The organism is Enterococcus songbeiensis (genome assembly GCF_005405265.1).
Lineage (GTDB): Bacteria > Bacillota > Bacilli > Lactobacillales > Enterococcaceae > Enterococcus_C > Enterococcus_C songbeiensis.
The window spans coordinates 38,745-63,862 of the sequence record NZ_BJDS01000001.1 but is presented as its reverse complement, the minus strand read 5'-3'; the positions used below and the strand labels follow the sequence as shown (position 1 = coordinate 63,862).

General features: G+C 36.7%; 30 protein-coding genes. 26 read left to right on the top strand and 4 right to left on the bottom strand.

Going from position 1 to position 25,118, the window contains the following annotated elements:
- The 20 genes from FFM66_RS00350 (at nt 1) to FFM66_RS00255 (ending at nt 18,182) form a co-directional block, all read left to right on the top strand.
- Nucleotides 1-1,449: an O-antigen polymerase gene (locus FFM66_RS00350; RefSeq protein ID WP_137604680.1), complete on the top strand. Its 1,449-nt coding sequence runs from the start codon at nt 1-3 to the stop codon at nt 1,447-1,449.
- Nucleotides 1,427-1,981: a DapH/DapD/GlmU-related protein gene (locus FFM66_RS00345; RefSeq protein WP_137604679.1), complete on the top strand. Its 555-nt coding sequence runs from the start codon at nt 1,427-1,429 to the stop codon at nt 1,979-1,981. The genes FFM66_RS00350 and FFM66_RS00345 overlap by 23 nt, the downstream gene beginning before the upstream one ends.
- On the top strand, nt 1,978-3,225 hold the full coding sequence (locus FFM66_RS00340) for a lipopolysaccharide biosynthesis protein (RefSeq protein WP_137604678.1): 1,248 nt from the start codon (nt 1,978-1,980) through the stop codon (nt 3,223-3,225). Before FFM66_RS00345 ends, FFM66_RS00340 begins: the two co-directional genes overlap by 4 nt.
- A complete protein-coding gene (locus FFM66_RS00335; protein WP_137604677.1) occupies nt 3,218-4,432 on the top strand; it encodes a nucleotide sugar dehydrogenase in 1,215 nt (404 codons plus the stop codon). Before FFM66_RS00340 ends, FFM66_RS00335 begins: the two co-directional genes overlap by 8 nt.
- Nucleotides 4,433-4,442: 10 nt before the next feature.
- On the top strand, nt 4,443-5,585 hold the full coding sequence (gene wecB, locus FFM66_RS00330) for a non-hydrolyzing UDP-N-acetylglucosamine 2-epimerase (RefSeq protein ID WP_137604676.1): 1,143 nt from the start codon (nt 4,443-4,445) through the stop codon (nt 5,583-5,585).
- 410 nt (nt 5,586-5,995) lie between these two features.
- A complete protein-coding gene (locus FFM66_RS00325) occupies nt 5,996-6,154 on the top strand; it encodes a CAT RNA binding domain-containing protein (protein ID WP_137604725.1) in 159 nt (52 codons plus the stop codon).
- Nucleotides 6,155-6,337: 183 nt separating this feature from the next.
- Nucleotides 6,338-7,501, top strand: a complete 1,164-nt coding sequence (locus tag FFM66_RS00320; protein ID WP_137604724.1) for an MFS transporter — start codon at nt 6,338-6,340, stop codon at nt 7,499-7,501.
- Between the two features lie 14 nt (nt 7,502-7,515).
- Nucleotides 7,516-8,262: a nucleoside phosphorylase gene (locus FFM66_RS00315; RefSeq protein WP_137604675.1), complete on the top strand. Its 747-nt coding sequence runs from the start codon at nt 7,516-7,518 to the stop codon at nt 8,260-8,262.
- Between the two features lie 5 nt (nt 8,263-8,267).
- Entirely contained in the window at nt 8,268-9,008 is a 741-nt protein-coding gene (locus tag FFM66_RS00310; protein WP_137604674.1) for an ABC transporter ATP-binding protein, read from the top strand.
- Complete coding sequence (locus tag FFM66_RS00305) at nt 9,005-9,763, top strand: ABC transporter permease (RefSeq protein WP_137604673.1); 759 nt, start codon at nt 9,005-9,007, stop codon at nt 9,761-9,763. The genes FFM66_RS00310 and FFM66_RS00305 overlap by 4 nt, the downstream gene beginning before the upstream one ends.
- A gap of 2 nt (nt 9,764-9,765) precedes the next feature.
- Nucleotides 9,766-10,785 (top strand): ABC transporter substrate-binding protein, encoded by a 1,020-nt coding sequence (locus tag FFM66_RS00300; protein WP_137604672.1) that lies wholly within the window; start codon nt 9,766-9,768, stop codon nt 10,783-10,785.
- Nucleotides 10,786-10,787: 2 nt separating this feature from the next.
- Nucleotides 10,788-11,528 (top strand): ABC transporter permease, encoded by a 741-nt coding sequence (locus tag FFM66_RS00295; protein ID WP_137604671.1) that lies wholly within the window; start codon nt 10,788-10,790, stop codon nt 11,526-11,528.
- A gap of 297 nt (nt 11,529-11,825) precedes the next feature.
- Nucleotides 11,826-12,200 (top strand): hypothetical protein, encoded by a 375-nt coding sequence (locus tag FFM66_RS00290; protein WP_137604670.1) that lies wholly within the window; start codon nt 11,826-11,828, stop codon nt 12,198-12,200.
- 105 nt (nt 12,201-12,305) lie between these two features.
- Nucleotides 12,306-12,566, top strand: coding sequence for an AbrB/MazE/SpoVT family DNA-binding domain-containing protein (locus FFM66_RS00285; RefSeq protein WP_137604669.1), 261 nt, complete (start codon nt 12,306-12,308; stop codon nt 12,564-12,566).
- On the top strand, nt 12,560-12,916 hold the full coding sequence (locus tag FFM66_RS00280; protein ID WP_137604668.1) for a type II toxin-antitoxin system PemK/MazF family toxin: 357 nt from the start codon (nt 12,560-12,562) through the stop codon (nt 12,914-12,916). Before FFM66_RS00285 ends, FFM66_RS00280 begins: the two co-directional genes overlap by 7 nt.
- A gap of 237 nt (nt 12,917-13,153) precedes the next feature.
- Nucleotides 13,154-13,462, top strand: a complete 309-nt coding sequence (locus FFM66_RS00275) for a hypothetical protein (RefSeq protein ID WP_137604667.1) — start codon at nt 13,154-13,156, stop codon at nt 13,460-13,462.
- Between the two features lie 63 nt (nt 13,463-13,525).
- Complete coding sequence (locus FFM66_RS00270; RefSeq protein WP_171000758.1) at nt 13,526-13,876, top strand: PTS lactose/cellobiose transporter subunit IIA; 351 nt, start codon at nt 13,526-13,528, stop codon at nt 13,874-13,876.
- 396 nt (nt 13,877-14,272) lie between these two features.
- On the top strand, nt 14,273-15,115 hold the full coding sequence (locus FFM66_RS00265) for a class C sortase (protein WP_137604665.1): 843 nt from the start codon (nt 14,273-14,275) through the stop codon (nt 15,113-15,115).
- 140 nt (nt 15,116-15,255) lie between these two features.
- Nucleotides 15,256-15,912 carry a hypothetical protein gene (locus FFM66_RS00260; RefSeq protein WP_137604664.1) on the top strand — a complete coding sequence of 219 codons (657 nt, stop codon included), beginning with the start codon at nt 15,256-15,258 and terminating at the stop codon, nt 15,910-15,912.
- Nucleotides 15,909-18,182 (top strand): BspA family leucine-rich repeat surface protein, encoded by a 2,274-nt coding sequence (locus FFM66_RS00255; protein ID WP_137604663.1) that lies wholly within the window; start codon nt 15,909-15,911, stop codon nt 18,180-18,182. Before FFM66_RS00260 ends, FFM66_RS00255 begins: the two co-directional genes overlap by 4 nt.
- Before the next feature lie 184 nt (nt 18,183-18,366).
- Here the strand turns inward: FFM66_RS00255 and FFM66_RS00250 are convergent, their stop codons facing one another.
- A complete protein-coding gene (locus tag FFM66_RS00250; RefSeq protein WP_171000757.1) occupies nt 18,367-18,936 on the bottom strand; it encodes a TetR/AcrR family transcriptional regulator in 570 nt (189 codons plus the stop codon).
- Nucleotides 18,937-19,225: 289 nt separating this feature from the next.
- Between FFM66_RS00250 and FFM66_RS00245 the strand changes: the two genes are divergently transcribed.
- A complete protein-coding gene (locus FFM66_RS00245) occupies nt 19,226-19,855 on the top strand; it encodes an ECF transporter S component (RefSeq protein WP_048604239.1) in 630 nt (209 codons plus the stop codon).
- Nucleotides 19,856-19,893: 38 nt separating this feature from the next.
- Here the strand turns inward: FFM66_RS00245 and FFM66_RS11285 are convergent, their stop codons facing one another.
- Nucleotides 19,894-20,070: a hypothetical protein gene (locus tag FFM66_RS11285; RefSeq protein WP_171000756.1), complete on the bottom strand. Its 177-nt coding sequence runs from the start codon at nt 20,068-20,070 to the stop codon at nt 19,894-19,896.
- 116 nt (nt 20,071-20,186) lie between these two features.
- Nucleotides 20,187-21,887, bottom strand: coding sequence for a dihydroxy-acid dehydratase (gene ilvD / locus FFM66_RS00240; RefSeq protein WP_137604662.1), 1,701 nt, complete (start codon nt 21,885-21,887; stop codon nt 20,187-20,189).
- Between the two features lie 193 nt (nt 21,888-22,080).
- On the opposite strand from ilvD, the gene FFM66_RS00235 reads away from it, so the two are divergent.
- Both FFM66_RS00235 and FFM66_RS00230 read left to right on the top strand, forming a co-directional pair.
- A complete protein-coding gene (locus FFM66_RS00235) occupies nt 22,081-22,422 on the top strand; it encodes a metal-sulfur cluster assembly factor (protein ID WP_137604661.1) in 342 nt (113 codons plus the stop codon).
- 172 nt (nt 22,423-22,594) lie between these two features.
- Complete coding sequence (locus FFM66_RS00230; protein WP_048604236.1) at nt 22,595-23,026, top strand: universal stress protein; 432 nt, start codon at nt 22,595-22,597, stop codon at nt 23,024-23,026.
- A gap of 71 nt (nt 23,027-23,097) precedes the next feature.
- Here FFM66_RS00230 and FFM66_RS00225 read toward each other — a convergent pair whose 3' ends face one another.
- Nucleotides 23,098-23,910, bottom strand: coding sequence for a hypothetical protein (locus tag FFM66_RS00225; RefSeq protein WP_137604660.1), 813 nt, complete (start codon nt 23,908-23,910; stop codon nt 23,098-23,100).
- Between the two features lie 179 nt (nt 23,911-24,089).
- On the opposite strand from FFM66_RS00225, the gene FFM66_RS00220 reads away from it, so the two are divergent.
- The 3 genes from FFM66_RS00220 (at nt 24,090) to FFM66_RS00210 (ending at nt 25,118) form a co-directional block, all read left to right on the top strand.
- A complete protein-coding gene (locus FFM66_RS00220) occupies nt 24,090-24,578 on the top strand; it encodes a hypothetical protein (protein WP_137604659.1) in 489 nt (162 codons plus the stop codon).
- A 107-nt stretch (nt 24,579-24,685) separates the two neighbouring features.
- A complete protein-coding gene (locus FFM66_RS00215; RefSeq protein WP_048604233.1) occupies nt 24,686-24,892 on the top strand; it encodes a DUF1659 domain-containing protein in 207 nt (68 codons plus the stop codon).
- Between the two features lie 13 nt (nt 24,893-24,905).
- On the top strand, nt 24,906-25,118 hold the full coding sequence (locus FFM66_RS00210; RefSeq protein WP_137604658.1) for a DUF2922 domain-containing protein: 213 nt from the start codon (nt 24,906-24,908) through the stop codon (nt 25,116-25,118).

The window sequence follows — 25,118 nt, the reverse complement described above, 5'->3', positions numbered from 1 at the left end:
ATGAGAAAAATTCTTTTAATAGCACTACAGGGCATTTCCTTATTTGTGATGTTTTTTTTATTGATATTACAGGATAAATTACCTGATGGCTTTAAACTATACACATTGATGCCGCTTTCTTTTTTTGTCGGAACCTTTTTTTTGTATAAGAATTTCTTTTCTACGTCAATGCGGTTTTTACTAACTAATATTGGAATATTAATAATGTTTTTCTTAAGAATGGTTCTTTCTCCGTTATTTTCTGCACTTTCGGGATGGTATTTTGAGGCTGCATATGCGCCCATGATTGAGAATAATCTTTCTTTAGCTATACTGTTAATTAGTTATGAGTGTTTTATAAGTTTCTTATTTCTAGGTTTAATTTCAAAGCCAAAAGTTATTAATCAAACTGAAAAATATGATCTAAAGCTTATAGGGAATAACCTTTTTTATATTGTTTTTATTCTATTTGGAATTATTGTTTTCTTACTATGGGGAAGGAATGGATTGGTTTCCTTTGGGATATTAACTTCAGATATAGGTGAAAGAATTGGGGATAATACCAATCAGTTTTTAAATCTTGTAATTCAAATAATAAAAATTACATGCACATTATTGTTCCTATTATTGTTAAGTTTACTTCAAAAAAGCTATACGCAAAAAAAAAGTTTTAAATTAGTTCTTTTCGCAATTATCCTCGCTGTTTTGAATACATCCGTAATAGTAGGAGAGAGAAGAACAATTATGCTTTTTACAGCCATATCTTCTTTTTTACTTATCATTGTGGTATTTAAAAAATACAGAAATCAAATACTATTATGGGGGATTTTATCAACCCTTATATTATTGGGTTTAGCAAGTTTTTATAAATCCTATTTAGCTAATCAGTTTGGTTCATATTCTGATGCTATTTCTAATACTACTTTTACACTATCGGATATTAGTCAAGACTTACAGGCTTACTTCACGGGGCCTCAAAATGTTTCGATAGCAATTTTAACGAGACGCTCTCACAGTCCCAATTTTCTAAATTTATTGTATGATTTTGCACGATCATTCTTTGGTTTCAATTTTCTTGTTAAAGACAGAGACATGAGTCTAACAAGTGAATTATTTAATAATGTTTTTTATAGTAGTAATAATTATAAGTCTGGTCATATACTTTCATCAATTGGATTTGGATATTATTATTTTGGAGCAATTTTAGCTCCTATATTTACGATATTTCATATAAAACTATCTACAATAATTGAAAAAATACTCAATAAGTCCAGAAGTTATGAATCATTGTATTTTTGGTCGTATATCCTGTCCAGAGTAATTTTCAATATTTATTATTCAACGCCATCAATGATTATTTTTATAACTCAGAATATGTTTACCTTAGGTTTAGTATTTCTTATAGGTTCTCTCATATCTAGAAAGGGAAAGGCTAATATAAATACAGATGAAAACTATAATTTACTCTAAATTCGTTAGGAAATGCTTATATCTATTTTTTTCTTTGTTTTATGAAAAAAAATATTTAGATGGAAAATTTTTTAATGATAAAAGATTAGGATTTATATGGGCATTCAATGGACTTGGAAAACGTATTTTTAGAAGAAATAGCACTCCGCCATGGCCCATGGGGAAAAATACCCTAATTGGAACATTTAAAAATATTGAATTTGATGTGAGTAGCTTGAATGTCTTCCAAATGAGCGGTTGTTATTATCAAGCGCATAAAGCTAAAATAATCATTGGTAAAAATTGTGAAGTTGCACCAAATTGCGGAATTATTACTACGAATCATGATCCACATGATATTTCTAGCCATCTGGAAGGTAAATCTGTGATTATTGGGGATAACTGTTGGATTGGAATGAATTCGGTTATTTTACCGGGAGTGGTGCTTGGGAATAATACGATAGTAGGAGCAGGTTCAGTAGTAACTAAGAAATTTGAAGAAGGGAATATTATTTTGGCAGGAAATCCTGCAAAAATAATCAAAAAATTATGAGATTAGATAGCAAGTATCTTAAATCTTTAGTGGTTCTCTTCTCAGGATCGCTTATTGCTCAAGGAATATCTATAATATTTGCCCCAGTTATGACAAGAGCATTTTCAGCAGAAAATATAGGAATATATACATATTTATTATCAGCAGCAACTATTTTTATGCCAGTAATAAACTTAAGATATGATATGAGTGTGATTTCTGTAGAAGATAGGGAAGTTTTTCCACTGATTAAAGGAAGCCTAATTATAGGAACAGTTTTATCAAGCGTTATTTCAATAGGTTATGGGTGTTATATCGTTGGTACAAATAACACAAAATTATTTTCCACTATTCCCTTCTTCTTTCTATTACTTGTATCCTATTCATTAATTAATGTGTTTACCGCCTATAATAATAAAGAAAGAAATTATAAATTAATTTCTAAAGTAGCGATAATACGAAGTATATTTCAAAATGGTATAGTATCTATGATAGGTCTATTCTACAACGGTATAATTACTTTGCTTTTATTTTATTCAATTGGTCAATTTGCCGGAGTTAGTGAACAAGCTAAATCGTTAAGATCCAGATTTAAAGAAATAAGGACTATACCATTTAGCAAAGTACAAGAAATATTAAAGAAAGAATATAAACAACCTGTCTATTCGACTCCAGCTATCTTTTTTAATGGGTTATCTTATTCATTAATTACTATTTTTATTGAACAATTATTTGATTTTTCAGCTGTTGGATTCTATTCTATTTCAGTTAGGATGTTGGGAATACCACTAGCTTTGATATCTGGAAATGTTTCGAGAATTTTTTTTGAGAGAGCAACTGCAACGTATCACAGCAAATCGAATTTTAAAAAAGAATTTAAGCAAACTTTTCTGTTACAATTAGCAATCTCAATTCCAATGACTATCTTCTTAATGTTATTTTCACCAACTCTGTTCTCGTTTTTCTTTGGAAATAGTTGGAGAGTTGCAGGCGAATATGTTGTCATACTTGCTCCTATGTTTGGAATTAGATTTATCGTAACTACGGTCTCTCCTGCATTAATAATTGTCGGTAAACAGAAATTAGATCTATTATTACAATTAATGTTCATGATTGTAATAATAAGTATTTATTTTATTATAAAAATAAGTAACTTAGATATTCTGGTATTTTTGAAATTAATTTCATTTTTCTTTTCAATTGTATATCTCGGTTATTTGTGGTTTATATATCAATTTTCAAAAGGAGATAAGATAAATGATTAACGTAATTGGTTTGGGTTATATCGGTTTACCAACAGCACTAATGTTGGCGGCAAATGGAAATGAGGTTGTAGGAACAGATTACAATAAAAAACTGTTACACAAACTTCAAGAAGGCGAGTTAACTTTTGAAGAAACAGGACTACAAGAGTTATTTGATAACGCCTTGAATAAAGGTATCAAGTTTGAAAATGATTATTCCTCAACGGACTTTTATATCATAACCGTTCCAACACCTTATGATAAAGTGGATAAGAAAATTGATCCATCTTATGTCATTGCCGCAACAAAACAGGTATTGGAAGTTTGTAAAAAAGGAACAATCTTAGTTATTGAATCAACTATTTCTCCAGGAACGATTGATCGCTTTGTTCGCCCACTGGTAGAAGAAGCGGGCTTGGTTTTGGGAGAGGACGTACATTTAGTTCATGCTCCAGAACGTATTTTACCCGGTCAAATGATTAAGGAACTTCAATTTAATTCCCGTACCATTGGTGCAGATGAACCAGAAGTTGCGGAAAAGGTAAAAGAGATTTATTCATCTTTCTGCGAAGGTGAAATTGTTTGTACGGATATCCGCACTGCGGAGATGACAAAAGTTGTAGAAAATACTTTTCGTGCGATTAACATTGCCTATGCAAATGAGCTAACTAAAATTGCTAGACATGATGACTTAGACGTGCATGAAATCATTCGAATTGCAAATATGCATCCACGGGTTAATATTCTAAGTCCTGGACCTGGTGTAGGGGGGCATTGTATCCCAGTAGATCCATGGTTTTTGGTGGGAGATTATCCCCGATTAACAAATTTGATTTCAACAGCGTTAGAGATCAATGAATCTATGCCTGAATTGGTCTTGGATCGTCTAACTACGATCATGAAAGAAAATAATATCACGGATAGAAATAAAATTGGTATCTATGGTATGACATACAAACAAGATGTAGATGATATCCGTGAAAGTCCAACGTTGCAACTATTTGAAAAAATGGAAAGTAATTTTGCTGAACCATTTCGAGTATTTGATCCAATGTTAAAAGAGCAAATTATGAATAATCAAGTGACGGACTTTGATTCGTTCTTAGAGAATTCTCAAATTATTGTTCTAATGGTAGAACATACCCATCTAAAAGAAAACTTGGATAAGCTAAAAGGAAAATTAATTTTAGATACACACAATCTCCTTGATGATGCTTACAAATTATAGGAGTATAAAAATGACTAAAATAAAAATAATGACCGTATTTGGCACTCGACCTGAAGCAATCAAAATGGCTCCATTAGTGAAAGCTATTGAAGCAGATGAACGTTTTGAGTCAATCGTGACTGTTACAGCACAACACAGACAAATGTTAGATCAAGTTCTGGAAGTATTTCAAGTTACTCCAGATTATGATTTAAACATTATGAAGGATGGACAAACGTTAACGGATATCACTAGTCGTGTAATCAAAGAGCTGGATAGTGTACTTGTAGAAGCAAAACCGGATATTATTTTAGTCCATGGTGATACAACAACAACTTTTGCAGCATCTATCGCAGGCTTCTATCGTCAAATTAAGATTGGTCACGTTGAAGCAGGATTACGTACCTGGAACAAATATTCGCCTTTTCCTGAAGAGATGAATCGGCAAGTGACAGATGTATTAGCGGATATTTACTTTGCGCCAACTACACAAAGTAAACAAAATCTGTTGGTAGAAAATCATGAGGAAAGCAGGATTTTTATCACTGGGAACACAGCTATTGATGCTATGAAGTATACAGTACGAGAAGATTATAAAAATGAACTTCTTGATGAACTTAGTGATAAAAAAATTATTCTAGTGACAATGCACCGACGGGAAAATCTTGGTAAACCTATGGAAAACGTATTTCATGCAATCAATCGATTAATTGAAAAGTATGAAGATATTGCGGTTGTTTTTCCAATCCATAAAAATCCTAAAGTTCGTGAGCTGGCAAGAAATACACTGATTAAATCTGATCGAATCAAATTGATTGAACCATTAGATGTAGTTGATTTTCAAAATATTGCCAATAAAAGTCATTTGATTATGTCTGATTCTGGTGGAGTTCAAGAAGAAGCACCGTCTCTTGGTGTACCTGTACTAGTTCTTCGTGATACAACTGAAAGACCAGAAGGTATTGAAGCTGGAACGTTGAAACTAGTTGGTACGGATGAAGCAACTGTTTTTGAAGAAACTTCATTACTTCTCGATAACGAGGAACACTATCATGCAATGGCAAAAGCTTCAAATCCGTACGGGGATGGAGAATCAAGTCAACGTATTTTGGATGCTATTGCATTTGAATTTGATGAAAGCAATGAAGTTGCAAGACCTGTAGATTTTGAATAAAAAAATGCTCTACTACATGAGTTGGCTTACTCTTATCGGAAAATTCTATCTTTTTTAACTTTTTACCCTTGTTCGCTTGACAGATAGGAATCGTTTTCATTAGAATAGACTCAGATAGTTTAAATCGAATAAAAAAAGGCACCTTGCAGTTTAGTTGGCGCTAAACCACAAGGCCTTGAAAAATCAGTTGGACCTGATCAATCAAGTTGCCATAGTTAGTGCAAGCACTAACCTTGTTAATTGTACCTAATTTTTTGCTGGATTTCTACCGGTTTATCGCACTTTTTTGATAAAATTAGGAGAATTTTAAGGGAAGTTATTGCTCGTTTATTTGCTATGTCAGAGGTATTGGACAGTCGTCTAGTACCTCTTTTTTTATGTCGATTTTTACTATCAGAAAGGGTGGGAATATGGTGGTAGTTCAAGTGTTGTCGCATAACGCAGTAATCGCAAAAGAAATTGAATGGAAAGGAGAGTGGGTGCTAGTGCAACGAGGCATCGGTTTTGGGAAGAAACGTGGGGACGTTATTAATGCAACGCAAGCACAACAATATCGAAAAATTGAATAAAAATTGTTGGAGAGTAACTGGTATGCAGGCTTGATCCATTTCACGAGCGGTGGGATGTATCGAGTCTGTTTTTTGTTTGAAGAGGTAAAAATCGTTTGGATTTACGTAGCAATCAATGTCAATATTTTTATAAAGGAGCAGATTATGGAGAAGAATTTAGAACGTGACTATCAGAAAAAGCTAATGAGTCGGCCAGAAAAAAGTATTTTAGCGATGTCTATGAGTGGATTGGGATTACAGAGCATGAGCACGATGTTGCTTTCTTATGTACTGGCAACTATGATTACAGACTTTGGTATAAGTGGAACAGCGGGGGGATTCATTTCAACTATTACGAATATCGGCATGCTTGCTGGTGGACTGATTTTTGGGACTTTAGCTGATAGAAAAGGCCGAGCAAAAGTGTTTGTACTTACAGTAGCAATTTTCGCTATTGCGACCGGCGGGATGGCCTTTGCTAATAATATTGTAATTGTGTATGTTTTGCGTTTCTTTGTCGGTGTTGGTGGGGGTGGAGAATACGGAGTTATTATGTCGATGATGGCCGATACCTTTTCTTCTGAAAGAAGAGGACGAGTAAATTCTTTTGTCACAATTGCGGGACAAGTTGGAAGTATTATTGCAGCAATCGCAGCAGCATTGATTATTCCAGTATTTGGTTGGAGAGCATTATTTATATTTGGTGCATTGCCAATTTTCTTAGCAATTTTTGCTTACTTCAAACTAGATGATCCTGAAGAATGGAAAGCGACTAATGTGAATGATTCAAGACCATCGATTATTGAGTTGTTTCAAAAAGGTCGCGCGATGACGACGATTCGTTTATCAATAATGGCTATTGCACAAGTTGCAGGCTATTTCGGATTAATGAATTGGTTGCCGTCTATCTTGCAAAAAAAATTAGGATTGACTGTATCTGGTTCGTCTTATTGGATGATTGCTACAATTATTGGAATGTCGATTGGGATGCTTTTTTTCGGGCAGATTATGGATAAAATTGGAGCTAAGACTGCATATTCTCTATTCCTTATATCTTCTGCACTTGCTGTTTTTATCTATTCGTATGCGAATAGTCCATTGCTTATCTTGGTTGGTGGAGCGATTGTTGGTTTTTTTGCCAATGGAATGAATGCTGGGTATGGAGCAATTGTTGGAAATCTCTATCCTTCAAGAATTAGAGCAACAGCAAATAATGTTATTTTCAATTTTGGTCGAGCAGTAGGTGGTTTTTCTTCTGTGTTTATTGGATTCTTTTTGGATAACTATTCTTTAACAGTAGCAATGGCTTTTCTGTCAGTTCTTTATTTAATTTCATTAAGTTGCGTACTAATGCTTAAGACAAAATAAAAAGGGGAATTCATATGAGTATACACTTAAAAGGATTAAAAAAAGGAATGCTGGGAGAAGTTACCCTTATCGTAGGTGATCCAAATAGAGTTAAACTGATTTCTGAAAGTTGGGTGAAATGTGAAAAAGTGGTGGATACAAGGGAATTCATTGTTGTTATCGGGGAGTGGCATAATCATAAAGTCTCAATTTGCTCAACAGGTATTGGTATTGGTTCGACCGAAATTGCGGTCACAGAATTGATTGAAAATGGTTCGAAAATGATTATTAGATGTGGCGGGTGTGGTGCATGGGCCGAGGGAATTGAGCCAGGGGATATTATACTAAATACGAGTATGGCAAGAAGCACTGGGATAATGAGTGCATATGTTTCAGAGAATTATCCAGCTAGTGCTGATCCGTTACTACTTACGAAAATATATCAGAAAATGAAAAATGAAAATATGAATGTCCATGTGGGTATAGGACTAACATCGGAAACATACTACAACGGTCAAGGAAGAGTGCCTGCGATAACTGATTCGCTTCCGATTAATCAAGGATATATGGATTATTGGGTTAATCGAGGAATTAAGAATTGTGAGATGGAAACTGCAGCCCTATACATTTTGGGTAATATTTACAATGTTCCCGTAGCAAATAGTCTAGTTGTTCATATAAGTAGAAAAAAAGATAAATGGACAGATGAAGAAAAGTATAAAAAGCTTCATAGAAAAGCTGCAGAAATTGTACTATCAGGAGCATTAAATTTGAAAGGATAAGATGAATGAGAGAAGCGATGATTACTATCTCTGACTTAAAAAAAAGCTATTTTACTAGTTCTGCTCAAAAGGTGATTGCTTTAGATAATATCAATTTGATGATAGAGAAGGGAGAGTTTGTTTCGTTTATTGGACCAAGTGGCTGTGGGAAATCTACGCTCTTACGAATCATCTCTGGATTGGAAAACTTTCAAGAAGGTAAGATGAACTTTGCAGGGAATAATAAAGGATTTGTATTTCAGGACTCTGCTTTGCTTCCTTGGAAAACTGTCTATCAAAATATTATTTTTCCTCTCGAAATAAAACAGCAAATGACCGAGATATACCTTGATAATGTAAAGGGGTTGATTGAGTTAGTTGGTCTAGATGCGTTTAGAAATGCTCTCCCAAAAGAATTATCTGGTGGTATGAAGCAACGTGTCTCCATAGCGAGATCACTCTCATATAATCCAGATGTATTGATGATGGATGAGCCTTTTGGAGCATTAGATGCGATGACAAGGGATAGTTTAAATATTGAGTTGCGAAAAATATGGCATCAATCAAATAAAACGATTTTATTCGTTACACATGATATTGAGGAAGCTGTTTTCCTGTCTACGAAAGTTGTTGTATTGAGTTCTCGTCCGGGAACAATAAAAGAGATTGTTTCGATTGATTTAGATACCAATCGAGATTTGAGTATACGATCTTCAGAGAAGTTTAATAGATTCATTAGCTATTTGAGAGAGGTGTTAGAACAATGAATAAGCGCAATCGTACTTTGGATTTCGTCGTATCTATTTTTTTCTTTTGCGCAATTTGGCATTTGTACATTGTGAAAGCAGAAATTCCTCGTTTCTTGCTACCGACACCTTTCGTGGTTTTTGAAGAATTTTTTAACCAAATACTATCAAAAGAGGTTTGGTATCATCTTGCAATTACCAGTATTGAGACATTGCTGGGATTTTTGATTGCAATAGTCATAGGAATGCTGGCTGGGTATTTTATTCATAAAAATGAAACAATGAGAATTAGTGTATTGCCTTTTCTAATTTTCTTCCAAGCAGCACCCAAAATTGCGCTTGTTCCGCTTTTCATCATTTGGTTTGGTCTAGGTTATCTCTCCAAAATCATCCTCGTCTTCTCCATGGCTTTCTTTCCAATAGTTGCTGGAATGATGGATGGATTGAATGCTGTACCAAGAGATATTTCTGATTATTTATCATTGTTGGATGCAACAAGAAAACAGAGATTGTTCAAAATAGAGCTGATTTATGCCTTACCTACTCTTTTTGCCTCTGCTAAAGTTGGTATTGTACAGGCATTAATCGGAGCCATCGTTGCAGAGTGGATGTCGGGTCAAAGTGGTTTAGGATATTTACAAACTTTTGCAACGGCAACATTTAATACACCACTACTAATGACCACAATTATTCTCACAGTCATTGTGGGACTACTCTTTTATGGAGCCATAGATTGGATACAAAATAGATTGTTGTCTTGGAAGGAGCCGGCTTAAATATGAGAAAATCAGTCCTTTTAATCATGATTATAATAGTTGCCTTATCTTCTTCATGTGCATTGCAAAACAAAACGGTAGATAGTGATTCTGGAAAACTGACAAAAATATCTATTCAACTGGATGGTTCCGCTACACCATATTATGTTCCACTTTATATAGCTAAATCAAAGGGCTGGTTTGCTGAAGAAGGATTGGATGTAGAATTCTATTATTCATCAGCTGTTGAGATCATAAAAAATGTTGCAATGAATAATGTGCAATTTGGATTTCCCAATTCTGACCCAGTAATTATTGGGAGAGGAAATGAAGTGCCTGTAAAGATAATTCACTCCACTTATCAACAAGGTCTAGGAGCCGTTATGTTTAAAAAACGTGCAGAAATTAGATCACCAAAAGATTTAAAAGGAAAAACTATCGCAATTACTAGTTTTGGCAGTCCTAACTTTATTCAACTTCAAATGATTTTGAAACAATATGGAATGACGGTTGACGATGTACACATTAAAATTATTGGAACGGGGGCAATAGTAAATGCTCTTGTCACTAATCAGGTAGATGGCATCTGTTTTTCGATGCTTCGAAAATATGATTTGAAAGAACAGGGTATAGATGTTTTAGAATTTCGATTAAATGATTATATACCTATATCTGGCAATGTTCTGATTACTTCTGAGAAATTTCTTAAAGAAAATAGAGCTATTTGTCAGTCAATGAACCGGGTAATAGATAGGTCACTGAACTTTCTGATTTATCAGGATGGATTATTAGAGAGCGTTAATACTGCAATCAATGATTTTACTCCAGCTGCTAAACAAAGCGAAGACCTAGTTATGAAGGTCATAAAAAACGAATTTATTTCCCATTTATGGCAGAGCGATAATACTGCTAAATATGGATTTGGTTATTCAGATTTAGAAAAATATAATAGCTACATTCGAATCTTAGACGAATACGGATTGATTGAAGAATCGTATTCTGCAGAGAAACTGATTGTTAATTTCTGTGAGGAGAAGAAATAATTATGAAAAAGATACTTTATCCTACTTTCTTGGGAATAGTTATCCTATTAATTTGGCAATTAGCAGTCATAGTATTGAAGATATCTGAAGCGATTCTTCCTATGCCGATAAATTTAGCAAAATACTTCTGTGAATATCTAATTACTGGTGATTTATTGGCCAATGTGGGAACAACTGTATTGGAAATAATTGTGGGAACCATTCTTGGCATTTTGGTTGGTGGAATTCTTGGATATCTTTTAGGAAAACTGAAAATCATCAATCGATTGTTTATGCCTATATTAGTAATAGCACAGGTAGCACCTAAAATCTCTTTGGCTCCTCTATTTATCTTGTGGTTCGGATTGGGAATCAGTTCTAAAGTAGCATTGGTTATACTAGTGGTATCATTTCCTATACTTGTGAACGTTCAAATGATGCTAGAGGAGATGAATAGTGCTTATCTTGATCTTTTGAAAGTATTCGGTGCTACAAAAGGGCAACAGTTTAAGACATTGGAATTTCCATTTATATTAACTTCGATAATGTCTGGAGTAAAAATCGCAGTGACACAAGCCATGACTGGTGCTGTAATTGGCGAGATGATGGGAGCTAAATCTGGACTTGGGTATTTACTAGTTTATGGAAATGAAATGTATGATATAAATATTATTTTGAGTTCTGTTATTTTACTTTCTATAATCGGGCTGATTTTATTTTCACTCGCTCAACAAGTCGAAAAAAGGATTTTATTCTGGAAGTGACAATAATTAAGAAAATTGATTAAAAAGATAGAAAAAGATTATGAAATCAGATAAGCACAGCAATACAAAAAAATCGAATCATTGATGGAGAGTAACTGGTGGACAGGTTTGATTAACTTTACAAGTATAGAGTGGATCAGGTCTGTTTTTTTTTTGCGAGTACGGATGATATGAAAATATTTTGATATTTTTTTAGACTATTTCATTTTTTTTGAAAATTTCCAAGTTTTTTGCGTATTTAATTTCAGGAAGAAAAAAATAGAGAGAATAACTTAAGAAAGAAGCTGAAAAAAGAGAATGAAAGAAACAGTAGAAGATCAACTTGAGAAGATTGCACATGAAATAAGCTATACTGCTGAGAATGCGCGCAGACAGTTTTTTACAGGAGCAAGGCAATTTTCACAGCGGAAATTTGAGGTGGCAATTGAATTCATCGAAAGTGGACAAAGGTATCTAGATCAAGCATGTTTTTTGCGAAAGAAACTGGGTTTGATTGAGGGGAGGAAGGGAGATGAGCTGAGGACCCTACTCGAAATTTCTGCGATGTGGGATTTAGACTCTGCATTGGCCTGTAGTGTGATGAGTCAATATATGATTGCGACGATACAACGAAGAGATACAGTTGACCAGTTGTTAGATGAGAGACAAAAATTTTCACAAGTCGTCCAGTGAGAAACTTCACCATTATGGAATGTTGTTGTGTTCCCTATCACTCAGGAGCGTAAGAAAAGTAAAGATGGCACGCTATGGTATATACAATCGAAAGGAGTCTTTAACATGGAAACGTTATCGGTAAAAAAATGGGGAAACAGCAATGGAATCCGCCTATCCAAACACATTATGAATTTCTTAGGCATAGAAACGGATGATGAGATTATAATTGAAACAGAAGTAATCAATGGAAGAAAAAGAGTTATTTTAGAACAAGTGATCCCTTCAGAATTCACAATTGAAGAATTGTTTAAAGATTTTCACAGCGAACCGTTCCATACAGAGCTGCAAGATTTAGGGGAAGCTGTAGGAAATGAGAAATGGTAAAAAGACCCCGACAAGGAGACATTCTGTTGTTAAATGCGGCTCCGAGAGCTGGTCATGAACAAACAGGAAAAAGACCATATATTGTTTTAAGTAATGATGTGATTGCGAATAATTCTAATGTAGTCATTGTAGCACCTATTCGTACAACTAATAGAAATTATCCACTATATATTAAAATAAATGAAGCGAACAACATGAAAACGAAAGGTAAAGTAATGCTGGATCAACTAACAACGATTGATTACGAAGCCAGAAATTGCCAATTTTTGGAAGCAGCAGACGAACTGCTTCTAGATGAATTATTGCTTAAGGTTAAGGCTGTTTTTCAGAAGAATATAAAAAATAGATGAAGGAAAGTCTCAACGAAGCTCGAATTTGAGTTTTGTCGGGATTTTTTTATTTTCTCAAATAAAAAAAGTAAACTATAGATATTCTGCGTATTTCTTATTAGAAAGGGGACATGAGGAAAGTAAAGCAGAAGAAGTGGTTAGAATTACGATTTAAAAAGAAAATAGTTTTCTATGATTTTCCAAAATAGTGCGTACTTACTCTTGGATTAGTGAAAATAGAAAATCTGGAGGAAGAAAATGCCGTTACAAGAAGAAAAAATGTACGCAACTTTAATTATCAGCCATGCAGAAATGGCAATGGATTATTTTTCGCAAGGCTCAGATAAATTTAAACGAGCAGAGTTCGGTAATGCGTTGCGCTTACTTAAAAAAGGGCAAGTCTGCTTGAATGTCGCTTGCAACTTAGAAATGAGCTTATTCTATCTAGAAAAAGAAAAGGTAACTCATATTGCTATGGTCATAGAGGCAAAGGAGTATCTCACCACGGTCATTCACTGGGGGAAATTTTTTGCGGCTATGCAAAAAACATTGGAAAGAGAAATTTAACAGAGAATGCTCTATTTTACATATCTCTTTTGCACCACAAAAAAGGATGAATTGAGGAAAAGGATGTCGACAGAAAAAATCAAAGCATTAGCATTTCAAATTAGTTATGTTTCCGATGATGCCAGTGAGGAATTTCGCAAAGGAATCGAAAGCTTACGGCAAAAGAATTTGGAGAAAATGATTCAGCACATTAAACAAGGACAGGAACACTTGGCTCTGGCGCGAACTTTACAGACAAAGCTCCTGCAAGAAGATATCGATCGTTTGCCGTATGCTATCAATGGACTTCATGTTGTGGATAATTTTTGTGAAGCAAGTGTACTGGGGCGATGCGGACAGTACTTGCTGGAAGTGATGGAAAAACAGCGAATGAGAGAGGTTCGGAGGATGAAACGAAGACAACGATTAAAATAAAGAGTATGTTTTTATTTAAATCAAATGGCAATGGGATGAAAAAACTATCAGTGAAGGTCATTTTTTCAATTAAATTCATTTACTTTTGCCGATTTTACTGATTAACTTGAAAAAAATTTCTATCCTATTGAAAAAAACTATCATTTATTTTGAGCTATTAATCAAAATAAGCGATAGTTTTTTTGTTTAGTGACGAAAAATAACAGGAAATAGGAGAAAGTCAAAAATTATCCTTAACACGTCAAAAGTTGACGTTTTACTTACAGAAAAAGAAGGTATAATTCAATTATAGAAGGAAACAATGTAAATAGGTCTAGTTTTGCTACCTAATTAATTGAATTAGTGAGTTATTGAACAATCGAAATGCACCAGAGAAAAAAGAGGTGATCAGCTTTTGTGGTAAGAAAAAAGATAGAAAAAACGCAGAAGGGACGACGAAAGGTCTATACGATCTTTGGGAGTGTCATCTTTCTTGGCGTTCTTTTACTTATAGTACCGATTTTTTATGATCTGGTCACTCAGAATCACCGTAAAAGCGTAGTTACGACTTATGAAGAGAAAATACCTGAAGAAAAGAATACTACACTCGAGTTGATCAAAAAATACAACGAGATGATCTATCATCAGCAAAAAGGAAAAGCCTCGGAAGAAGTCAACATTACTGACATTCAAAAAGATTTAAAAAAGCCCATCGGTTATATCAATATTCCCAGTATCAACCTAACCAACATGCTGATTTATTTTGGTGATTCTGAATGGACGTTAAACCAAGGGATTGGAACCTTGCCTTGGACGACATTGCCCATTGGAGGAAAAAATACACTTAGCGGCATTACCGGACACTCGGGATTAGCCAATCAGATTTTATTTGATAATATTCGCTACTTGAAAAAAGGTGATGTCTTTTATTTGAATATGTTTGGTCAAAATTTAGCGTATGAAGTGTACGATCAAAAAACTGTGGATCCTAATGATAAAGCCGCGATAGAAGCCTTTTACATTCAGGAGAATAAAGATATCGTAGCGCTGATGACTTGTACACCATTATTTATCAATAGTCATCGTTTGATTGTTTATGGCAAACGCGTTCCTATAAAAGCTGCAAAAGAGGTCCAAACCGCTCATCGAACCGTTTGGACGCCAGACACGATTCGAATCGCAGTATTGCTGCTATTCCTAGTACTCCTTCTTTTCTGGCTAATTTATCGTCACTTTAGGAATAAGCAGGAACGCAAATAAAAAAATTAGAACATGGAAACGAGGAAGAGGATGAATAAACGAATCATCTGACAAGGCTATTTCACAACATCTGATTGAAAACGTAATCACTGAGAAAAAATAAATTACTAAATGCTGTGACAAGAAAGGAAGGATTTTGCATGAAGTACATACGATTGTTTAGTATGCTGATTATCAGCATTGTTGGGCTTATGCTAGGACAAATGGCCTATGCTGCGAATGGGATGAACAGTCCGTCAGTTACCATAGTGAAGCGTGAGACTGCAAGTTCTTCCACCGTGTCGCAAGCAACAAAACCTGTAGCAAATGTACATTATCGACTGACCCGTATTTTACCTATCAACGGTGAAAAAATTGTGCCGACCGACTCTGCGACTTATACAATTGCTTCTAAGGAACAAGCTTTTTCCATCGAATTGATTACTGATACGAATGGACAAACGATGTATGCTGATACAGCAACCTTGGTGGAAGGTTATTACCTACTGGAGGAATTAGCCGGCAGTGGTAACAACAAACCTGCTACTCCGATTGTTTTTCAGTTGCCTTATACCGATGCAACAGGAAAGGTCACCGATGATTTTACTTATGAACCTAAGTCTGGACTGATAGACAATAATGTTTCAGGATCAAATCACGAAACTATTGGTCAAAAGAATACCACAACAATTATGCAAACAAGTGGTGATGTTTGGAAGATTTCTTTAACAAAGGCGTTACTTGGCACAAGTATTTTTCTAAGCACGGTTATCGGCGGAACTGTTTTAATTCGTAAACGTTGGGAGGAGAAAATATGAATAAATCATTTTTGACTCATTGCTTCTCCAAGATTTTATTGCAAACAAAGAAGGGTCTTTCTAAAAATGGAAGTCAGCGCTTGCTGAAATTGGTTGTCATCGGTGTGCTAAGTATCCAATTGTTTGTTCCAATTTACCCCGTTATTGCTGAAACGACGCAGTCCACTATGGCGACGACAGAGAAGACCCAAGCAGAGTCATCCACTGAAACCTCACAGACAACAGCAAGCAGTGAACCAGAAGAAACTTCAGAATCTGCAACTGACAGTAGTATAGTGACCAGCACCACGGATTCGATTCAAGAAACAACTGCTAGTGAAGTTGAGTCTTCAGAAACCACAGAATCTAACGAAGACACGATTAATCTTGCGCAACTTCAAACAGATTTGCTTAATCGTATTGCGGCATTTGGTGATGTTACAGGAACCACAGTAACGGTAGATAACCAAACAATTACGATTGATTTATCGACCACACTAAGTGAACAGGCTGCTGAAATTAAAAAGGCGATTACGCCGCTGATTCCTGAAGGGTATTCAGCAAAAATTATGGCGAAATCTGCGGAGGAAGTAGGATTCTGGACTCCGGGATCTAATGTGGATATTGCAGCTAATAAAGGAACCTATGGTAGTACAGGATTGACTGACTATATTGATAAGGATGACCCTTGGGTTGGAAACCCGGATACTGCTAATAAGCTTCAAGTCCAGGCTAAGGGGATTTTTGGTGTCGATGCACTAACCGGTGTTAAATGGTACATTAGTGATAATGTATTGCATCTTGGTCCAGGAACAACAGGTAAAGCTGGAAAAACTCCTTTTCCCAATACAACTAACGTTAAAGTTGGCGTTTCTCCATGGTATCAATATAAAGATAAATTTACTTCAATTAGTATTGATGGTGCAATTACATTAAATGCTGCTTCAACATACTTATTTTCCCAACTAGACAATATCACACAAATTTCTGGTGCTGAAAATTTGAACTTTTCTGTTGTGTCTGATGCTACCGGTATGTTCCAAAATACTTCTAGTTTAACAAAAATGCCGAATACCGGTAAATGGAATCTGTCGGCAGCGGGGTCCGCATCGTCTATGTTTGCGAATTCTGCAATTCAGTCATTGGATGTAGAGAAATGGGGCATGGAGAAAGCGACATCATTTGCCTCTATGTTTAATTCTGCAAAGTACTTGACAGAAATTAAAAATATTACCAGTTGGACTCCAGGAGTATTAACCAATACGTATGCGATGTTTAATAATGCAGAAAAATTGAACGATTTAGATTTATCAAATTTTATTACTACCAATGTTAACAGTATGAGCTATATGTTTGGCGGAACTAAAGCATTAACGAACTTAAACCTCGGAACTTGGGAAACGGATAGTGTTAACGATATGAGTTATATGTTTAGTGGAGCAACAGGTCTTACAACACTTGATGTTTCAAACTGGAAAACTGGAAATGTAACGAATATGAGTTATATGTTTAATGGAGCAATAGGTCTTAGAGCACTTGATGTTTCAAATTTTGAAACTGGAAATGTAACGAATATGGCAGGAATGTTTAAAGATACTTCTAACGTGCAAAGCCTCACGCTTGGCAACGCCCTAAATAATAGCGCAACAAGTTGGAACACTACAAATGTTGCTAATATGACCAATATGCTTTCGGGAATGACCGGGTTAAAAGTGATTACTTTTGGTAAAAATTTTAGTACCGCAAATGTCACGAATAAGTCAGTCGCTTTACCTAATACAACTAGCACGATTAAATGGAAAAATGTTGATGCATTGAACGGAGGCACACTTGCGGTACCAAAAGGGAATCAATCATTAACCGCATACGCTAGTGTAGTGGCAGATACCTATGTTTTGACTCCAGATAAGAGTATCGGTATCGATGTACTCGTACAAGATAGTTTAGGTAACTCGCTATCGAATGTTGAAATCACATTATATAAAGAGGATGGTAGCGCGGTAGCTACTGTCAAAACAAATATAGATGGTAAAGCTTCCTTTGCTCCACAACCATACGGTAAATATAGTGTTAAACAGGTGACAGACCTAGCTAATTATAGCGAACCGGCTGCGGAACAAATCGAGTTATCAAGTACGACCACCGATGGTACAAATAATGTTACTTTGATTAATATTTTCAAACCAACCTTACCTCTAACCGGTTCGACAGATCGTTTATGGCTAGGGACGCTCGCTGGTTTAATGATTATTATTGGCGGAAGTGCCATAGTTATTTATGAGAAATGGTAAGTATCCCTCTATTCTATCAACCGAAAAAATAAGATTTAGCGAATACAAACGGCAAAATTTTAAGCGAGGCAAAACAAAAAGCACAGTGTAAGAGATGGAGGTAAAATTCCCCTTCTCACAGACATTGTGCTTTTTTGACTAGACATGGAAATTAAGAACTCGTAAGTAATAAAACAAGTAAAAATTACTTTCTCCTCGGTAGCATAAATTGCATCATCTCGATTTGATCATCGATGCGTTTTTCAGTAATCGTTCCGGTAATTGCTAGGACACCCAATCCTTCGATAAGAAGCATGAAGGTTTCAGCCAATTCCTCTAATTTTTGATTTTCCAGAATTCCTTGCTCAACACCCAGTTTTAGAATTTCATAGATTGTTTGTTGGCTGGAGTTGATTTGTGCTTGTTGGAAAGCATGATCTTTTTCAGAGCTGTGGGTATAATAATATTCATAGGTTGCCCGCAGCAAACTGTTTCCGACATGATTTAACAAGCGATCCTTGTGTTCGGCAAAATAATCATCCAGCAATTTTTCAAAAGGTTGATTTTCTTTGATTGCTGATCGGATGCCGTCAAATTTTCGAGTGTTACGTTCCTTGAGCACCGAGGTGAAAATCGTATCGACCGAATCAAAGTACAGATAAATGCCGCCGCGACTGATTCCACATTCGTCAATGATGTCCTTCATGGTCACATCAATCAGCCCTTTTCTACTGAAAACGGCACGAGCACCTTCTAAAATTGCTTCGCGCTTCATTTTTTTCCGCGTTTCATTGGAAATGCTAGCCAAATTGCTCACCTCTTTCAAAAAAATAATGACACCCGTGTCACTTTAGTATATAATCACTTTAATGACGTTGGTGTCATTAATAGTGAAAGAAGGATAACTGCCATTATCGAGTCCGATTTTTTAAGCAATTATAATGAATCATCTATTCTATTATACATGAATCGGAGAATTTAGCTAAGCGCAGATAATTTGTTGCTCGACTAGCGACTTGGGAAGATGAATAAGCAGGCAGTTGTCAAAATGGGAGAGAAAAATCGTGAAAAATAATCTTCGAACGAAAAAATTAGTGTATACCTCAATTCTACTTGCTATTCAGTTTTTATTGTATGCCACACCATTAGGCTTTTTGCAGATCGGTCCGTTTGCGATTACTACCATGCATATTCCGGTCATTGTTGGTTCCATTCTTTTAGGATACAAAAGAGGGGCTTTTCTTGGATTGGTTTTCGGCTTACTAAGCCTTTATCGGGCAACGATTGTTATTAGTCCGACAAGTTTTGTTTTCTCGCCTTTTGTGCCGGCTCCGGGAAGTGAGCAGGGAAATTTATTAGCGATCGTTGTGGCGATCTTGCCACGTATTTTGGTAGGTGTCACACCCGCTTTGGTCCTTGCACTATTTAGCAGGAAAAATATCTCCCATAACATCAGCTATGGGATCGCTGGCTTGATTGGTTCATTGACCAACACAGTTCTGGTTCTTGGACTCATGGGCTTGATTTTTGGTCACGACTTAGGCTATCAATCACTAACCGCTGTTTTAGCCATGATTGGTGCGGTTATTACGTCAAATGGATTAGTTGAAATGATTGTTGCAGCCTTAGTGACAGTTTCCTTGGCAAATGTATTTGATATAGTTGGAAAGCGCCTGTTTCATTCGACAAGATAAAAACAATCAGCCACGTCGCATCGTTGCAGCGTGGCTGATTATTTTTCTTGTGTGCGTACGACGTAGAATCCGATACCGAGGTGAAGAAGACAGGCAATGAAAAAGAGAACACCAAACCAACGGGACAAACCGTCTGAGATCAATTCTAAGTAGGAAAGAGGCAAAAGGCCGATGCCAAGAAGAAAGTTATAGTTTTTCAGCAGATTTTTGATCATTGTCTTTTTCTCCTTTTAAAAAAAGTGCAAGGTTATTCGCTCGCAGCGAATAAAAACCTTACACTTAGTATACTGGAAGTGCCATTGAAAAAGGAAACCATTTTTAGGAGAGTAAATTATTCTTTTTCCCAGAAATCAGTGATGGCACCTTTAGATGAACTGGAAACAATATGAGCATATTTTCCAAGAACACCGCGGGAATGTAGCGGTGGAATCACGAGAGCTGCTTGGCGTTTGGCAAGTTCAGCTTCGGAAACCTTCATCGTGATCTCTTTGGTGTCTTGATCGACGACTACTAAGTCGCCGGTTTGCAGCAACGCAATCGGTCCGCCATCTTGGGCTTCTGGCGCAATATGTCCTACCACCAGTCCATAAGTTCCTCCTGAGAAACGTCCATCTGTCAATAGCGCAACCGTTTCACCTTGCCCTTTCCCAACAATCATGCTGGATAGAGAGAGCATTTCCGGCATGCCGGGACCACCTTTAGGACCTACGTAACGAACGACCACCACATCACCATCGACAATTTCATCTGTCAATACCGCATTAATGGCTTCGTCTTCTGTATTAAAGACTTTTGCTGGACCTTCATGACGGCGAACCTTCACACCGGAAACCTTGGCAACTGCGCCTTCTGGAGCTAAATTTCCGTGCAAAATAATCAATGGACCATCTTTTCGTTTTGGATTTTCTAGCGGCATGATGACTTTTTGTCCTTCTTTCAATGAAGGAACATCGGCTAAGTTTTCAGCCAAAGTTTTACCAGTTACGGTCAAGCAATCTCCGTGGAGGTAGCCATTCTCATAAAGGTATTTCATAACGGCAGGAACGCCGCCGACTTCGTACAAATCTTGGAAAACGTATTGTCCGCTTGGTTTCAAATCTGCCAAATGTGGTACTTTTTCTTGGAAATCGTTGAAATCATCCAAGGTCAATTCAACATTGGCCGCATGTGCCATCGCCATCAAATGGAGGATTGCATTGGTAGAACCTCCTAGAGCCATAACTACGGTGATTGCATTTTCAAAGGCTTTACGGGTCATGATGTCTTTTGGATAGATGCCTTTTTTCAACAGCTCCATCACGGCTTCTCCAGCTTCTTCAACATCCCGCAGTTTTGCTTCGGTAGTGGCTGGGTGCGAAGAGGACCCGGGTAAGCTCATGCCCATTGCTTCAATGGCGGATGCCATCGTGTTGGCAGTGTACATTCCGCCGCATCCTCCAGGACCAGGACAGGCATTGCATTCAATTTTTCGTACTTCTTCTTCGGTCATGTCGTTATGGTTCCATTTCCCGATTGCTTCGAAAACAGAAACCAAATCAATGTCTTTTCCATCTAATTTTCCCGGTGCAATAGTTCCACCGTAAACAAAAATCGAAGGAATATCAGTATTAGCGATAGCAATCATACAGCCGGGCATATTTTTGTCACAGCCGCCAATTGCAACAAAGGCATCACAATTGTGTCCGCTAATGGCAGCTTCGACTGAATCAGCAATGATATCCCGTGAAGGTAAAGAAAAGCGCATGCCGGGGGTTCCCATGGCGATACCGTCTGAAACGGTGATAGTGCCAAATTGAACGGGCCAACCGCCTGCTGTCTTAATGCCTTTTTTAGCGATTTTTCCTAAGTCTTCCAAGTGAATATTACAAGGAGTATTTTCGGCCCAAGTGCTGATTACGCCAATAATCGGCTGCTTGAATTCTTCATCCCCCATACCTGTTGCCCGCAACAATGCACGGTTAGGAGATTTAACCATACTATCATAAATTTTGCTTCTAATTCTAATATCTTTCTTTGGCTGATTGTCAGTCATTTTGGAACACTCCTTTCAAACCAGTTGTTGTCTCTTGAATAATAAATCTATTTATTCTAATTGTATTTTAACACAACACTTGAAATTTTCTAGATTTAAATGAAAAAAAGTTCATAATTCCCCTTGAAAAAAGCCACGCTTTATGAAAAAATACACATAAACTATTTTTGGTAGTTGGAAAAGAGGCAAAAGTATGAGAGATGACATCCAAGTGAATGATCTGGCAGCCACAGTGAGTGAGCAGCTAATCGAGAAACTTCAAACCATATATGATCCGGAAATCGGGTTGGACATTTATAATTTAGGGTTGGTTTATGAAATTAATTTGGAGGAAAATGGGCATTGTCATGTAGTTCTTACCTATACTTCGATGGGCTGTGGCTGTATGGCGACCGTTCCGAGTGAAATTGGGATAGCATTAACTGAAATTGATGGAATCGAAAAAGTCACTGTTGAAACTGTGTGGTCACCAGCGTGGAAAGTGACTCGTATCAGTCGATTTGGACGAATTTCACTCGGGATTAGTCCGAGATAAAACAACGAACCGTCTGCTAATTTGACGGTTCGTTTTTTTTTGATTGGAGAGCAACTAAATTTTTTCGAGTACAAAGAATGAGTCAAGTGATTAAAACGATAAGCATCCGCAAACTTAAATTATTTTGTCTTTGTTCCCGCAATGGTATAATGAAGAAAAGGAGGCGTTTCCAATGAATGGATACAATGAAATTCTAGTAGCGATTGACGGATCAAAAAATGCCGATGCCGCATTTGATGAAGCAATCAGAATTGCCAGTTACAACCAAGCAAGACTCTTTATCGCAGCAATTATCAATGAAGAAGAATTGTCCACCAGTTCTTACGCCTATACGAAAATTTTGAAAGAAGAACAAGAAAAAGTGGAAATGGATATGCTGAAACGAATCCATGATGCAAAAGAAGCCGGGATCGAGCAAGTGGAGCCTATCGTGGAAGTCGGTAATCCAAAAGTCTACATCACTCGAACGATTCCGGAAGCTCATTCTTTGGATTTGATTATTGTGGGGGCAACAGGCATGGGTTCCATCACTCGAGAAAAAGCCGGATCAACCACCCAATATATCGTGAATAACGCACCATGCAGTGTGTTGATGGTGAAGTAACAGAAAAACTATCAGCTACAATTTAAACCAACAGCCCCAACCACCTTAAGTAAACGTGGTTGGGGCTGTTTTTATAAACGATTTTTCTCCAAAAGTCGTTCTTCTTTTTCAGTTAATGCACGAATAACTTCGATTTTCTTTTCGTCAAAATAGGAGCGAAACCAATCGCCACGCTTGCCGGGAATGTCAGCAACGAGGTGATTCTGAATTACATGATTGATCTCGCGAGTTCCGGGAAGATGCAGGTATTCTTGCAGCGGCAGATTACTTTGCAGGGATTCGTATTGCCATTCCCGTTTAATGATTCCTTGGCAAAGAAATCCCAGTAACATACTGTTATGAATACTTTGACGGGACATTTTACAAGCGATTCGAAACCCATTTCGTAAAATCAATTCTGTGCAGTTGAGTTCTTCACTGATCGCAGCAATTTGTGCCGGATTGACCCATATCGTATCTTTTTCTGTCACTCCCCCAAGAGGAATGAGGCAATAGTTTGGCAAACTACAAGGCAATCTGTATTTACACTGATCAAAGACTGCAGCAAGTGCAAAGCGATACAGTTGTGGTTGAATATGTAAATGATCATGGAGCAAAGACTCTGTGATTTTTTTATGTGTAGCCGCCACTTGCCGGAAATCCTCAGCAGTCAGCACCAAGGAGTGGGAACACTCTTTCCGGGCAATCGGCAAAAGGGCGTGAATAACTTTATAGGGATGAATTGTTGCAATCGGCTCGATTTTCTCACAGAGACAGGCAATATTTTCCGGTTGAAAAATTCGGGTCTGGCAATATTCTGTGATCGAAGAAAGAGGAATCTCTGTGATAAATTCCGGTGAAATGTTGATTGGTTCACCTGTTTTGAGACAAGAAAAATTTTCCATACATAAACACATCCTTGATTAATTAGTTGTAAAAAAAGTAATCCTTAAATAATTACGAAAGGTTTTTCAGTTTTTTTTATTTTATTTCGATTTTTTTCGTTGGATTTCCGAAAGTACGTAGATAGATGAATTTGTTACAGTTTAGGTACCGGCCGGAATGAAAATAAAGGATGTATAAAATGGAGAGAGGACAATTGAATGAGTGGTTGCTGCTTCATCAGGATTTTTTTGAGAAGATTTTGCGGCGAGCTGGAATTTCAGAAGGACAAGCAGATTTTGATGATTACTTGCAGGAACTGCGGTTGATTTGCTGTAAGCTTAGTGAGCCTTTTGCCACGCAACAAGCTTTTGAAGAAATCTGGCCTAAAGGGTTGTTGTTTCAAAAGCTTGTTTGGCAAGCGGCAGATATCCGCAGAAAACAGCGTAAACAGGCAGAAAGAGAAAAGTTAGGAGATACGGTGATTGCGTATTTGCCGGAAACTTTTTCGAGAATTGATGCCCGAACATTGGCCATTGATTTTTGGCAAGCGTTAGACAGCGGGGAACAAAAATTAGTTGCACGATTATTGGAGGATGAAACAATGACTCGGCAAATGCGGTACCATTGCCGCAGAAAATTACGGGCTTCTCAAAGAAGACTGTTAAATCAAGATTTCTTCCGAAATTAAAAAAATTTTTCAAAAAAATAAAAAAATCGCTTTACATTTGCCTCGAAAATTTCGTTATAGAGGTGTAAGGGGCGCAACTTACAAATCAACGAATTGGAGGAAGTAAAATGAAAACACACGTAAGTACGGAATTGGGGATTATGTATCAAGAAGATGGCAAGGAAAAATTGACCAAACAGCGTTTTGCAAATGTGGTTGCTGTACCGTCAGAAACAGAGATTCTGGCATTAGGTGATGCTATGGATCAGCTGGCACCAAATTCAGCTGTCGTTGTGAGTGTTATTGAAACAGTAGCAACACAGCACACAAAATAGGAGGAAAAAATAGATGAAAAAATTATATTTGACGTTTGCAAATGCAGAAGGTAAAAAACATAACCTAATTCCCAAATTGGCGGATGAAAATTTGACAGGAGAACAGGTCCGACAAGCGATGGAGGATATTACGGAATTGTCGCTTTTTGAAAAAGACGGGGTGGCATTGTTTGCTGCAGTAGAAAGTGCAAAATATGTCGAAGTAACCGAGACCCCATTATTTTAA